General features: G+C 67.8%; 7 protein-coding genes. 6 read left to right on the forward strand and 1 reads right to left on the reverse strand.

Annotated features, from left to right (window positions below):
- The first annotated feature begins 64 nt into the window (after positions 1 to 64).
- The 6 genes from QZ546_RS03025 (at position 65) to QZ546_RS03050 (ending at position 12,307) form a co-directional block, all read left to right on the forward strand.
- Positions 65 to 2,278, forward strand: coding sequence for an autotransporter assembly complex family protein (locus QZ546_RS03025; protein ID WP_294234468.1), 2,214 nt, complete (start codon positions 65 to 67; stop codon positions 2,276 to 2,278).
- Positions 2,278 to 6,504, forward strand: coding sequence for a translocation/assembly module TamB domain-containing protein (locus tag QZ546_RS03030; RefSeq protein WP_294234471.1), 4,227 nt, complete (start codon positions 2,278 to 2,280; stop codon positions 6,502 to 6,504). The genes QZ546_RS03025 and QZ546_RS03030 overlap by 1 nt, the downstream gene beginning before the upstream one ends.
- Before the next feature lie 90 nt (positions 6,505 to 6,594).
- Positions 6,595 to 7,764 (forward strand): acetylornithine deacetylase, encoded by a 1,170-nt coding sequence (gene argE, locus QZ546_RS03035; protein WP_294234474.1) that lies wholly within the window; start codon positions 6,595 to 6,597, stop codon positions 7,762 to 7,764.
- Positions 7,765 to 8,181: 417 nt separating this feature from the next.
- Complete coding sequence (locus QZ546_RS03040; protein ID WP_294234477.1) at positions 8,182 to 9,444, forward strand: EAL domain-containing protein; 1,263 nt, start codon at positions 8,182 to 8,184, stop codon at positions 9,442 to 9,444.
- Complete coding sequence (locus tag QZ546_RS03045; protein ID WP_294234480.1) at positions 9,431 to 11,851, forward strand: ATP-binding protein; 2,421 nt, start codon at positions 9,431 to 9,433, stop codon at positions 11,849 to 11,851. Before QZ546_RS03040 ends, QZ546_RS03045 begins: the two co-directional genes overlap by 14 nt.
- Positions 11,852 to 11,917: 66 nt before the next feature.
- Positions 11,918 to 12,307 (forward strand): response regulator, encoded by a 390-nt coding sequence (locus tag QZ546_RS03050; RefSeq protein ID WP_294234483.1) that lies wholly within the window; start codon positions 11,918 to 11,920, stop codon positions 12,305 to 12,307.
- Here QZ546_RS03050 and QZ546_RS03055 read toward each other — a convergent pair whose 3' ends face one another.
- Complete coding sequence (locus QZ546_RS03055) at positions 12,308 to 13,156, reverse strand: class I SAM-dependent methyltransferase (RefSeq protein ID WP_294234486.1); 849 nt, start codon at positions 13,154 to 13,156, stop codon at positions 12,308 to 12,310.
- Between the last annotated feature and the right edge of the window lie 103 nt (positions 13,157 to 13,259).

The raw sequence follows: 13,259 nt of genomic DNA on the forward strand, positions 1-13,259 counted from the left end.
GCGGATCGTTGGGGGGTCGTTCCGAATAGCGGAAGAGCCCTGTCGGAAAGGGGCTTTTGACGGCGTGGCGGAACGGATCGGCAGACATACTTGGCTTGCGTTCGCGCTGATCGCCCCCACCCTGTTCTCGTCGCCCGTCTCGGCGCAATTGTCGAAGCCGGGCACCGCGCCCGCGCAGGGGCCCAGCGTGCCCGAGGGACAGCGCGACGGCACCACCGATCCGCAGGGCAACGCGCCCATCGTCCCCGATGCGGAGTTCAACGCCGCACTGCCGCCCTTGAGCGGCGACATCAACGCGCCGCTGGAGCCCATGTCGTCGATGGAGAAGGGGCAGCCCGCTGCCCAGACCATCCCGACCCCGCAAACGGCGCCGCCGCTGCCGGGTGCGCAGACCGCCCAGCCGCTGGCGACCGGCGACGCGATCGGTGCCATCGCGCCCGAGGACCCGCAGCTCGCCCAGCCGCTGACACCGCTCGCCGGTTTCGATTCCGCACCGCTCGACACCGCCGCCGATACGCAGGGCCAGCGCGCGCCGGAAATCCGGTACGACATGGAGGTGCGCGGCCTGGCGGAGCTGAACCTGGACGACGAGTTCAAGGGGTTGTCGGCGCTGCGCGAAGGCAAAGGCAAGGCGGCCAATGCGACCCAGGTCTCGGCCCGTGCCCATGAGGACGAGCAGTTGGCGATCCGGCTGATGAAGTCGCTCGGCTATTACGACGCCACCGCGATCTCGGCGCTTCAGCGCGAAGGGGCGGGCGAGGGCGAGGCCGGCCGTTTGAAGGTCGTGCTGACCGCGACGCCGGGGCGGCTCTATCGCCTGTCGTCGATCACCATCCAGTCCCAGCCGACCGTGCCGACCGACCTTATCCGCAAGAACCTGCCGCTCAAGGTCGGCGACCCGATCGAGGCGGCGCGGGTCGAGGGGGCCGAGGCGAATGTCAGCCTGGTCCTGCCGCAGCGCGGCTATCCCTTCGTCAAGGTCGGGCAGCGCGACATCCTGCTGGAGGATCAAGGGCCTGATCCGGTGGGCGCCTATACGCTGCCGGTCGATACGGGGCCGCGCTCGTCCTTCGGCAAGCTGACCACGACCGGAGACCAGGTGTTCGATCTCGATCACCTGAATGTCTTCCCGCGCTTCCAGGAGGGCCAGCTCTACGACTCGCGGCTGACCGACGATCTGCGCAACGCGCTGGTCGCGACGGGTCTGTTCAACGGCATCGCGGTCGAGCCGAAGCAGACCGGTCGGATGAACCCCGACGGCACCGAGCAGATCGACCTGCAGGTGACGCAGACCAAGGGGCCCAGCCGTACCCTGTCGGGCGAGGGCGGCTATTCGACCGGGCAGGGCGTGCGGCTGCAGGGCAGCTTCACCAACCGCAACGCCTTCAAGCCCGAGGGGGCGATCATCGCCTCGGTCATCGCGGGCACGCAGGAACAGGGGCTCAGCGGCACCTTCCGCCGCTCGAACGCCGGGCGGCGCGACCGGACCTTCCAGGTCATCGCCTCGGCCAGCCACCAGAATTACGACGCGTTCGACGCGTTCATCGGCATGGTCGCCTTCCGCTGGAGCTATGACTCGACGCCGATCTGGCAGAAGAAATTCACCTATGCCTTTGGCGGCGAGCTGACCGGCACCAACGAGAGCGTCTATGATTTCGCGCGCGGTGAGCGGGTGCGGCGGACCTATGGTATCGCCGCCATTCCGGGGCAGGTGGTGTTCGACCAGTCGAACGATCTGCTCAACCCGACGCGTGGTTATCGCCTGAAACTGAATCTCAGCCCCGAGACGTCGGTGGAGGGCGCGGTGCAGCCCTATGTCCGTACGATGATCGAGGGGACTTTCTATTATCCCTTCAACGACAGCCTGGTGATCGCGGGACGCGCGCGGGCGGGATCGATCTTCGGTGTCGACCGCGACGATCTGGCCCCGTCCCGGCGCTATTATGGCGGCGGCGGCGGATCGGTGCGCGGCTATGGCTATCAGCGGCTGGGGCCGTTCGATCCGCAGGGCAATCCGGTCGGCGGGCGAAGCCTGAACGAATTTTCGATCGAGGCGCGCTACCGCTTCGGCAATTTCGGCATCGTGCCGTTCGTCGATGCGGGCAACAGCTATGCCAGCACCCTGCCGACCGGCCAGGATCTGCGCTTCGGCGCCGGCATCGGCGGGCGCTTCTACACCAATTTCGGGCCGCTGCGCGTGGACGTCGCGACCCCGCTGAACCGGCGTCCGGGCGACGGCAAGATCGCCCTCTATATCTCGATCGGGCAGGCCTTCTGATGGCGGACGAACAGACCATGACGCCCGAGCCCGAGATCGTCACTGTGCGCCGCCCGCTGTGGCAGCGCGTGTTGAAGTGGATCGGGGTCACGATCCTGGGCCTGATCCTGCTGGTCGGGGCGATCCTGCTGGGCATCAACACCGATCCCGGCCGCCGTTTTGTCGCGGACGAGCTGGGCGGCTATACCACCGCCTCGGGCCTGAACATCAAGGTCGGGCGGATCGAGGGTTCGCTCTATGGCCGGATGCGCCTGGTGGACCTGCGGGTCAGCGATCCCAAGGGCGTGTTCCTGTCGAGCCCGCGCCTGGACGTCGACTGGCGCCCCTTTGCCTATACGCGCAACCATATCGACGTGCGCTCGCTGAACGCCGACCTCGTCACCCTGGCGCGGCGGCCCGAGTTGAAGCCGACGCCCAGCGACCCCAATGCGCCGCTGCTCCCCGATCTCGACATCGACGTCAACCGGCTGACCCTGAAGCGTTTCGTCATCGGCGCGCCGGTGACGGGGCAGCGCCATGTGCTGGCGATCGACGGCAAGGTGCATATCGCCGACCGCCGCGCGCAGGTGACGGCCAGCGCCGATGCACTGCGTGGACCCGGTATCGCTGGCGGCGATCGCCTGCGCCTCGTCCTCGACGCGGTGCCCGATGCCGACCGGCTGGCGGTGGACGTGAAGCTGACCGCGCCGACCGGCGGCGTGGTGGCGACCATGGCGGGGCTGAAGGCGCCGCTGACCCTGTCGGTCGACGGGCGTGGCGGATGGAAGGCCTGGAACGGGCGTGCCGTCGCGACGCTGGGCGGCGGCGAACTCGCCAATCTGACCGGCACCGCGCGCGACGGGCATATCGAGATTCGCGGCCTCACCCGGCCGGGCCTGTATCTGGAAGGCCCGGTCGAGCGGCTGACCGTGCCCGCTTTGCAGGTGGCGATCGACACGACGCTGAACGAGCGTCAGGCCGATACGCGGATGAAACTGCGCTCCTCGGCGCTGATGGTGGATGCGGGTGGTCTGCTCGATCTGGCGAACAGCCGGTTCGGCAATTTTGCGGTCGATGCCAAGCTGCTGACGCCCGGCGCCATCGCGCCGAACCTGCGCGGTCGCGACGTGCTGGCGCGTGTGGTGCTGAACGGCGCCTTCGCCACGCCGACCGTCGACTACAAGCTGCGTGCGGCGGCGCTGGGCTTTGGCGAGACCTCGGTCGAGAATCTCTATGCCGAGGGTCTGGCCAAGGTGAATGCCGACCGTATCCTGGTGCCGGTCAAGGCGCGGGCGAGGCGGATCGCCGGGCTGAACGCCGCCGTGGGTGGGCTGACCAACAATGTCGCGATCCAGGGTGATTTCGCGATCGCCATGCCCAACATCCTGTCGGACAATCTGCGTATCCGGTCGGACAATATCGACGCGACAGCCGTGGTCGTCGCGAACCTGAAGACCGGGCGCTACACCGGCGCGCTGAAGGGCCGGGTGAACAATTACCGGGTCGAAAGCATCGGCATCATCAACCTGACCACCGACGCCAATCTGGTCGCGACGCCGACCGGCTTCGGGATGAAGGGCCGGGTGGTCGCGCGGACGCAGCAGATATTCAACAGCGGCGCGCGCAATTTCCTGGGCGGCAATGCGATCGTGCGCGCCGATGTGGAATATAGCCCCGAAGGCATCGTGACCTTCAGCGGCCTGCGCCTCGCCGCGCCGCAATTCCGCGTGACGCGCGGGCGGGGGCGCTACAATCCCGCCAATGGCGCGCTGGCGGTCGAGGCGGATGCCTATTCTAACCAATATGGCCCGATCACCGCGCGGGTGAGGGGGTCGCAGACCAATCCGGTCGTCGTGTTGCGCGCGGCAAAGCCTGGCGTCGGCGTCGGCCTGAGCAACCTTCAGGCAAAGGTCGTCGGGCGGAACGGCGCCTATGCCGTCAACGCCAGCGGCGATACGAATTACGGTCCCTTCACCGCCAATGTGCTGGTCAGCACCGGGCGGCAGCTGGCGGTCGATCTGCGCAGCCTGGTGTTCGCGGGCATCAACGCGACCGGCCGTGTCGTGCAGACGGCGGCGGGACCGTTCGCGGGCGCGCTGCAGTTCGCGGGGCAGGGGATTAACGGCCGCGTCCAGCTGGCCGACCAGGGCGGCAACCAGCGGGCGGATGTCGCCGCGCGTGCCTATAATGCGCGGGTGCCGGGTTCGGTCGACTTCACCATCGGCCGCGCGATCGTCAACGCCAGCATCGTCATGCTGCCCAACGCGCCGCAGATCGTGGCCGACGCGCAGCTGGCCGACACGCGCTATGGCGAGGTCGTCATCCAGTCGTCGCGCGCCAAGGTGAATTATATGGGCGGTCGCGGCACGGCGCAGGCGGTGCTGACGGGTTCGTCGAGCATCCCGTTCAATATCGCGCTCAACGCCCAGCTGGCGCCCAATGCCTATCTTGTCGCGGCCAAGGGACAGGCCAACGGCATCCCCTTCCGCACCGCCAATCCGGCGCGAATCCAGAATGCCAAGGGCGAGTGGCAATTGTCGCCAACCCGGATCGACTTCGGTCGCGGATCGGTGCTGATGGCGGGCAGCTATGGCAATGGCCTGAAGGTGCAGACGCGGCTCGACAAGCTGCAGCTGTCGATCCTCGACGCCTTCGTCCCCAATCTGGGCATTTCGGGCCAGGCGAGCGGCGCGCTCGACTTCTCGCAGGCGCGTGATGCCAGCTTCCCGGCGGCCGAGGCGCGGCTGACCATCGCCAATTTCCGGCGGACCGGCGTGGCGGCGGTGTCGGAGACGGTGGACATCGTCTTTGCCGGGCGGCTGGTCCCCGATGGCGGCGAGGCGCGCGCACTGATCCGGCGTGGGCAGATGGTGGTCGGCCGGATGGTCGCGTCCTTGCGCCCGCTGCCGCCGGGCAATGGCGGCTGGGTCAACCGGCTGATGCAGGCGCCGCTGTCCGGTGGCCTCCGCTATAACGGCCCGTCGGCGGTGCTGTTCTCCTTCGCCGCGCTTCCCAACCAGCAGTTGAGCGGGCCGATCGCGGTCGCCGCCGATTTCGGCGGGCGGGTATCCGCACCGCAGCTGAACGGGCTGCTCCGCGCCGACAATCTGACCTATGACAATGAAAGCTATGGCACCCGCCTGAGCAACATGCAGATCGCGGGCCGGTTCAACAACGACCGGCTGGAGATCACGCGGCTTCAGGCCAAGGCGGGCGAGGGGACCGTCCAGGCGCAGGGCACGATCGGGCTGGCGGCGGACAGCGGCTATCCGATCGACATCCGCGCGCAGCTCAACAATGCGCGACTGGCCGATAGCGATGCGCTGGCCGCGACGACAAGCGGCACGATCCGCCTGACGCATAACCGCGACGGCGGGCTCATCCAGGGCGACCTGACCGTGCCCAACGCCCGCTACCAGATCATCCGTCAGGGCCAGGCGGAGGTGCCCGAGCTGACCGGCGTGCGCCGTCGCAGCGAGATCCGCACCCCGCGTCCGACCGACCGGCCCGCGCCCACGCCGCCGCCGGGGCTGTTCCGCCTGGATATGCGGGTGCGGGCACCCAATCAGCTGTTCGTCTCCGGCATGGGGCTGGAGTCCGAATGGTCGATGGACCTGCGCATCGGCGGCACCAGTGCGGCGCCGACGATCAATGGCGGGCTCGACCTGGTGCGCGGGACCTACAGCTTTGCGGGCAAGCGTTTCGACGTGAACCGCGGCACGATCCGCTTCCGGGGCGGCGCGTTGACCGATCCGGACATCAACATCCAGGCGACGACCACGACGGACGGCATCACCGCGGTCATCAACGTCACCGGGACCGGCCAGCGTCCGCAGATCAGCTTCACGTCCACGCCCACCCTGCCGCAGGACGAGGTGCTCAGCCGCCTGCTGTTCGGCACCAATCCGGAGAATCTGTCGGCGACCGAGGCGATCCAGCTGGCCGCCGCGCTCAATTCGCTACGCGGAACGGGCGGTGGCGGGCTCAACCCGCTGGGCAAGCTGCGTTCGGCGACCGGTTTCGACCGGCTGCGCGTGCTGGGCGCCGACGAGGCGACCGGCCGGGGCACCAGCCTGGCGGCGGGCAAGTACATCACCGACAATATCTATGTGGAGATCGTCACCGACGCGCGCGGCTTTACCGCCACCCAGTTGCAGATCGCACTGACCAGGACGCTCAGCCTGCTGACCCAGACGGGTTCGTTCGGCGGATCGGCGGCGTCCTTGCGCTACTCGCGGGATTTCTGATGCCTTGTCATTCCTCCCCCTTGCCGGGGAGGAATGTCTCGCCGCCGCTTCAGGGTTTCATCAAAGTGCAACATCCGGCAGGATGGCGGCATGACCCCCGACCATCTCGCCGCCGATGCGACCGCCATCCTGGCCGATCTGATCGCGATCGATACCACGTCGCGCGAATCGAACCTGGCCTTGATCGCCTATGTCGAGCGGCATCTGGGCGAGATCGGCGTGACCGGGCGGCGGGTGTTCAATGCGGAGGGGACCAAGGCCAATCTCTATGCGACGATCGGCCCCATGGCGCCGGGCGGTGTCGTCTTGTCGGGGCATAGCGATGTGGTGCCGGTCGATGGCCAGCCCTGGACGAGCGATCCGTGGCGGCTGACCCGGCGCGGCGACCGGCTGCTGGGGCGGGGCACCTGCGACATGAAGGGATTTCTGGCGCTGTCGCTGGCGCTTGCCCCGCATGTCGCGCGGACCGGCGCCGTCCGGCCGCTGCACCTCGCCTTTTCCTATGACGAGGAAGTGGGGTGCCTGGGCGCGCCGTCGATGATTGCGGAGATCGCGCGGGAATTGCCCAGCCCGGCCGCCGTCGTGGTGGGCGAGCCGACCGAGATGGTGGTGGTCAGCGGGCATAAGGGCATCGCGACCTGGATCGTGACCGTCACCGGCCATGAGGCGCATTCCAGCCTGATCCATCTGGGCGCTTCGGCCAATATGGTGGCGGTGCGGTTGATGCAGAAACTGGCCGACCTGGCGGATCGCCTGGCGGGGGAGGGCGATCCGCATGGTCCCTTCTGTCCGCATCATGCCACGTTGACGATCGGCCAGATGAACGGGGGCACCGCGGTCAACATCCTGGCGCGCGAATGTCGCTTCGCCTTTGATCTGCGCACGCTGCCAGGGCAAGAGCCGGAAGAGATTCTCGCCCCCTTCTTCGCGGCTTGTGCGGCGGCCGATGCCGATTTGCGCGCGCGTTTTCCCAATGCCGGCGTGGCAGTCGAACGGCGATCGCGCACCCCGTCCTTCGCGCCCGAGGCGGACGGCGTGGCGGAGCGGATGGCAAGGACCTGGGCGGGGGATAACGGCCCGGCGCGGGCGGTGCCCTATGCCGCAGAGGCAGGGCAGTTCCAGGGGGCGGGCTTTTCGACCGTCATTTGCGGTCCGGGATCCATCGCCCAGGCGCACCAGCCGGACGAATATATCGAGATCGCGCAGATGGAGCGCGGCGCCGCCTTCATGCTGCGGCTGGCGGACGACCTGTATCGCTAAAGGCCGTCGGGGTTCGAGCCGACTAAATCATGGGGCGATCCGGCAGGTCAGGCCTGGCCAGCCGCCCCATGATCCGACTTGGATTACCAGGGGCGGATCGACTCGCCGTAGATCAGCGCCAGAATGAACTTCAGCATGGGTTTTCTCCCTCATAAGCGCCGGTTTCGACGCGATAATATGGTTAATAGGCTATTAACCAACGTGCAATGGGCAGGTATTTCGCATACGTTAGGCCCGTTCCGATGACGGCTTCGATGCGGCCACTATCCGCACATGCTGCCCTGGCTCCTCGCTCCGACCCCGGCAAACCACTGCAACGGGACGGAAAAGGGGGTTAACACCTTGTTTAAGGCTGCCCCCTAAATTGGCAGGGTGACGAACGGCCATTCTCGAATCGCGTCCGATAGCCGGACGGCTATGGTCGCTGCGGCCGAGGTCGAGGCGCAGTGGCAGTTGCTCGTCCTGGTGGGGCTGGGCAATTTCACCGTCTTGCGGCGCCATCTGGGCCATGCGGTCTGCGCGACATTGATCAACGCGGTCGCGGGGCGGGTGGCGGTATGTATCCCCGATGCGGTCGCGCGCCCGACCACGCCGTCGCAGGTCGAGGTGATGATTCGCGCGCCCTCTCGCGAGGTGCTGGACGCGCACCTCGTCACGCTGGGCGAGGCACTGCGTTACCCCTTTCTGCTGCCCGATGGCGAATACCGGATCGAGCCGATCCTGGGCGCGGCGCTCGCCGCCGTGCCGCATGACGACGATATGCGCCTGCTCGAAGAGGCCGAACACGCCCTGGCCGACGCACAGGTCGAGGCGCGGGTGGTCGTGCGCGAACTGGCGGCGCGGTCCGACCGGCTCGACCGTATCGCGCTGTCGCACGAACTGACCCGCGCGATCGAGCGCGAGGGCCTGTTCGTCGAATATCAGCCCAAGATCCATGTCCGGCAGCAGCGGATCGCCAGTGTCGAGGCGCTGCTGCGCTGGCGGCATCCCGTGCACGGGATGATCAGCCCGATCGAGTTCATTCCCGTGGCCGAAGAATCGCGGATCATCGGTCCGCTGACGCTCTGGGTCCTGCGCCGGGTCATCGCCGACCAGCGGCAGCTGAGCGCCGCCGGCCATGACGTGCGCATCTTCATCAATATCTCCGGCATGTTGCTGGGCGACCTGAATTTCGTCCGCGACGCCTGCGCGATCGTGCGCGACAGCGGGGCCAAGATCGGCTTCGAGATCACCGAAACCTCGGTCATCCACGATCCGGAAAGCGCGATTTCGAACCTGCAGCTATTCGTCGACATGGGGATCGCGGTGGCGATCGACGATTATGGCGCCGGGCTGTCGTCGCTTTCCTATCTGAAGCAGCTGCCCGCCTGCGAGTTGAAGATCGACAAGCTGTTCATCACCCAGTTGACCAGCTCCAACCGTGATCCGCTGATCGTTCGCTCGACCATCGACCTGGCCCATGCGCTGGAGATGGAGGTCGTGGCCGAGGGGGTGGAGACGCCGGCGACCCTGGCGCTGCTCACTGTCATGGGGTGTGACATGATCCAGGGCTATCTGATCAGCCGTCCGATCGGCCTGGAGGCGCTGATCGCCTTCCTGACCGAGCAGGAGCATCAGGGTATCGCGGCGCTGGCCAAGCCGTTGCCCTTCGCCCGGCTGGTGGCACATGCGCGCGGTTAGATATGGGCTGATCGCCCTGGCCCTGGTCCTGGCCGGCGCCGAGTCCCGGGCGGCGGCGGCCGTTCCGCCTCTCGCCTATTCGCGGGCGATCGACGCGGCCAAGACGGACATGTTGCGCGATCCCGCGCTGGCGCTGCAAAGCGCACAGGCCGCCCGCGAGGCCGCAAGAGGCATTGTCGACGAACGCGAGCGGGCGCTGGCCTTCGCGACCGCCGACTGGCTGCACGGCGAGAGCGCGGTCCGGATCGGTCGTAGCGACGAAGCCAAGGGGGCGATCGCGGCGGCGCTGGCCACCGCCCGGACGCTGGCCCCACGGTCCGACCTGGTGGCCAATATCCTGTTGTCCAAGGGCGGGCTGGACCGGGCCGATGGCAGGATCGCCGATGCGCTCAACGCCTATCAGTCGGCGCACCGCGTCTTTCAGCAGCTGAACGATCCGCGCGGGCAGGCCAAGGCGCTGGTCCAGATCGCCGACCTGTATAACGACGCCAAGGACTTCGCCTCGGCCCTGCGCTATCTGGAGCAGGCGAGCGGCACCTATCGCGGGGACGACAGTTTTCGCCTGGCGATCCTGAACAACCGCGCGCTGACGCTGACCGAAATGGCGCGCACCGCCGATGCGCTGGTACAGTTTCGCGCGGCACTGCGTCTGGCCCGGACGATGGACAGCCCCGCGCTCCAGGCGGTGATCGGGCGCAACATCGCCCGCGCCCAGCTGAGCATGGGCCGGTTGAACGAGGCGGAGGCGACGATCGCCGAAGTGCGGCGCGTCGATCCCCAGGCCGGCCTTGAGGATATTCGGGCCCTGCGCAGCATCGCGGCACAGGCCATGTTCCAGCGCGGACGGCCGGCGGAGGCGGCGCGGCTGATCGACGCGAGTTTTGCCGGGGTCGATCTCGCGACGACCACCGTGTTGCAACGCGACGCGCATCGCAGCGCCTATCAGATCTACAAGGCGGTCGGCCGGGACGGCGATGCGCTGCGCCATCTGGAGGCACTGAAGCGCATCGACGACGAATCGACGCGGCTGGCGACCTCGACCGGCCTCGCGCTGATGGCTGCACGGTTCGACTTCGCCAATCAGGAACTGCGTATCGCGCGGATGAAGGCGGCCGACCTGCAGCGCAATATCGCGTTCGAGCGCGCGCAGTTGCGGACCGAGCGAATCATCCTGATCGGGTCGGTCGCCGCGATCGTCGTGGTGCTCGCGTTGCTGGGTATCTGGCTGGTCACTTTGGGGCGCAGCCGCAACCGTATCCGCGCCGCGCATGGCGAACTGGCCGTGACCAATGACCAGCTGGAAAAGGCGCTGGCGGTCAAGACCGAGTTCCTGGCGACGACCAGCCATGAAATCCGCACGCCCCTGAACGGCATTCTGGGGATGACCCAGATCATGCTGGCCGACGCGGACCTGCCCGGCGACCAGCGCGAGCGGGTCGAGGTCATGCACGGCGCGGGACTGACGATGCGCGCGCTGGTCGACGATCTGCTCGACGTCGCCAAGATCGAAAACGGTCGCCTGACGCTGGAACACGAACCCTTCGACCTGGCGGCGACCGTGCGCGACGCCTCCCGCCTGTTCGAGGATCAGGCGGCGGCCAAGGGAATCGTCTTTGCCCGCGATCTGGCCGATTGCCCGGCGATGGTCGTCGGCGATTCGGCACGCATCCGCCAGATCGTCTTCAACCTGCTGTCCAACGCGTTGAAATTCACCAGCGCGGGCGAGGTGCGGCTGGTCGCCGAGCGCCGGGCCGATGGCGTGTCGCTTAGCGTGACCGACAGCGGCATCGGCATCGCACCCGAAAAGCTGGAGGAGATTTTCGAGGCTTTCCGCCAGGCCGATACCAGCACCACCCGGCAGTTCGGCGGCACCGGCCTGGGTCTCGCCATCTGTCGGCGTCTGGCGCGGGCGATGGGCGGCGACGTGACGGTCGAGAGCGAGGCGGGACGCGGCTCGTGCTTCACGCTGAGCCTGCCGCTGGTCGAGCAGAAGGCGCCCGCGATGCCCGAACGCCCCACGGTGCTGATCCTGGAGCGCAATCCGATCCGGCGTGCCATGTGGGCCAAATTGTGTGTGGACCATGCCGCCATCCTCTTTGCGGCCGATGCAGACGAAGCCGTTGCCCGGTTGCAGGAGGGCGGTGTCGCGCAGCTGTTGATCGACGACGGCGCGATCCGGGACGCGGGCGTCGGCGCTGCCCTGCGCGCCATCACGGCGGCGGCGGGCGCTTCGGTGCCCGTCCATCTGTTGTGGCCGGAAACGGAGTCGTTGGACGGGAACGAATTACCCGCCGGCGGATTGGTTCGAATCTTCGCCAAGCCGATCTCAGGGACCGAGGTGATCCGAGAGATGTTCGACGCCTCGTCGCAAAGCGCCGCATCGTCGCTTGTAACGCAAGCGGCATGATCGTTAGGGCGGAATGATGATTCGCGCCACAGACGCCGACGCACCAGGGATGTCAGAGGGATGTTCATGAACGTCCTTTTCATCGAGGACGACCGCATGAACCGGCGGGTCGTGCGCGACATGCTGGATGTCGCGGGCGCGGCCATGGCCGAGGCGGAAACGGCGGAGATCGGTCTGGAGATGATCGACCGCGACGATTACCACATGATCCTGATCGACCTGCGGATGCCCGGCATGGACGGCATCACCGCCATCCGGCACATTCGCGCCCGCGGCGATGCCAAGGCGGAGGTGCCGATCATCGTGGTCACCGCCGACAGCGGCGTCGACCTGCGCGAACGCTGCCTGAGCGCTGGGGCCGACGACGTGATCGTCAAGCCGGTCGCCATGGATCAGCTGTTCGAATCGATGGGCCGCATCCTGGCGGGCGATCGCGGCGGCGCGATCATCAGTTGATCAGCCGCCCGTATCGGGGTTCGGACGCAGTGCCTCGGCCAGCGACGCGGTGGCGCTGCCGCGCTTGGCGGGCAACGGCTGCGACGGATCGGGCGCCCATCCGGTCAGGAAGACCAGGTTGAACTGCTCGGCCACGCGCCCGTCCGGATCGGCCATGTCGGCAAAGGCCGAGGCCGCCATCGCCAGTGCTTCGCGCGTGATCGGCCGCCGCTCGGCCAGCAGGTTGTTCGCCGCCATGCCGCGCAGATCGCCCAGCAGCCGCCCGAAGTCGCGATAGCGCACGTCCAGCGTTTCGATGTCCGCGACCGGCAGGGTGAAGCCCGCGCGCATCAGCAGGTCGCCCGCCGAGCGGACATCGACCTGCGGATGCAGGCGCGCGACCGGGCGCTCGGCCTCCGCCACGCGCAAGGCGGCGCGCAGCCGGGGCAGCGAGCCGCCGCCGACAAAGGCGCCCAGGAACAGGCCGTCGGGGCGCAGCACACGCCGGATCAGGGCCAGCGCGCCGGGCAGATCGTCGACCTGGTCCAGCACGCCGGCGCTGACCACCAGGTCGAAGCTGCGATCGGCGAAGGGCAGGCGGTCCTCGTCGCCCTGAACGCCGCCCGACGCGCGTGCGAAGGCGAAGCCGGGATCCAGCCGCGCGACCCGCGCACCGGGCGGGGGCAGGAATGCGCCATCGAAACAGCCCAGGTCGAGAATGTCGCGAAAGGGCCGCGTCACCGCATCCAGCCGCTCGGCCAGGCCATCGAGCATCGCCGCGCGCAGGAAATCATGCTCGGCATAATCGGGCTGGGCCCGGTCGCGACGCAGGCGACGGGCATGACGGTCGAAGATGGTGGGGCTGCTCACGCCCGCGCTTGTGCGCGCTCGCACGATCGGGGACAAGACAAAGCCGATGGGGGCCCGCATGAAATGGCCGGGATTTGCGGTGGGGCGGGCGAGGGCCGTTCTC

Source organism: uncultured Sphingomonas sp., from assembly GCF_913062585.1.
GTDB lineage: Bacteria > Pseudomonadota > Alphaproteobacteria > Sphingomonadales > Sphingomonadaceae > Sphingomonas.

Bases quoted from the DNA above. Each gene is read 5' to 3' on its own strand.
- QZ546_RS03050 (WP_294234483.1), top strand. From the start codon at position 11,918: ATGAACGTCCTTTTCATCGAGGACGACCGCATGAACCGGCGGGTCGTG.
- QZ546_RS03030 (WP_294234471.1), top strand. From the start codon at position 2,278: ATGGCGGACGAACAGACCATGACGCCCGAGCCCGAGATCGTCACTGTG.
- QZ546_RS03045 (WP_294234480.1), top strand. From the start codon at position 9,431: ATGCGCGCGGTTAGATATGGGCTGATCGCCCTGGCCCTGGTCCTGGCC.
- argE (WP_294234474.1), top strand. From the start codon at position 6,595: ATGACCCCCGACCATCTCGCCGCCGATGCGACCGCCATCCTGGCCGAT.
- QZ546_RS03040 (WP_294234477.1), top strand. From the start codon at position 8,182: ATGGTCGCTGCGGCCGAGGTCGAGGCGCAGTGGCAGTTGCTCGTCCTG.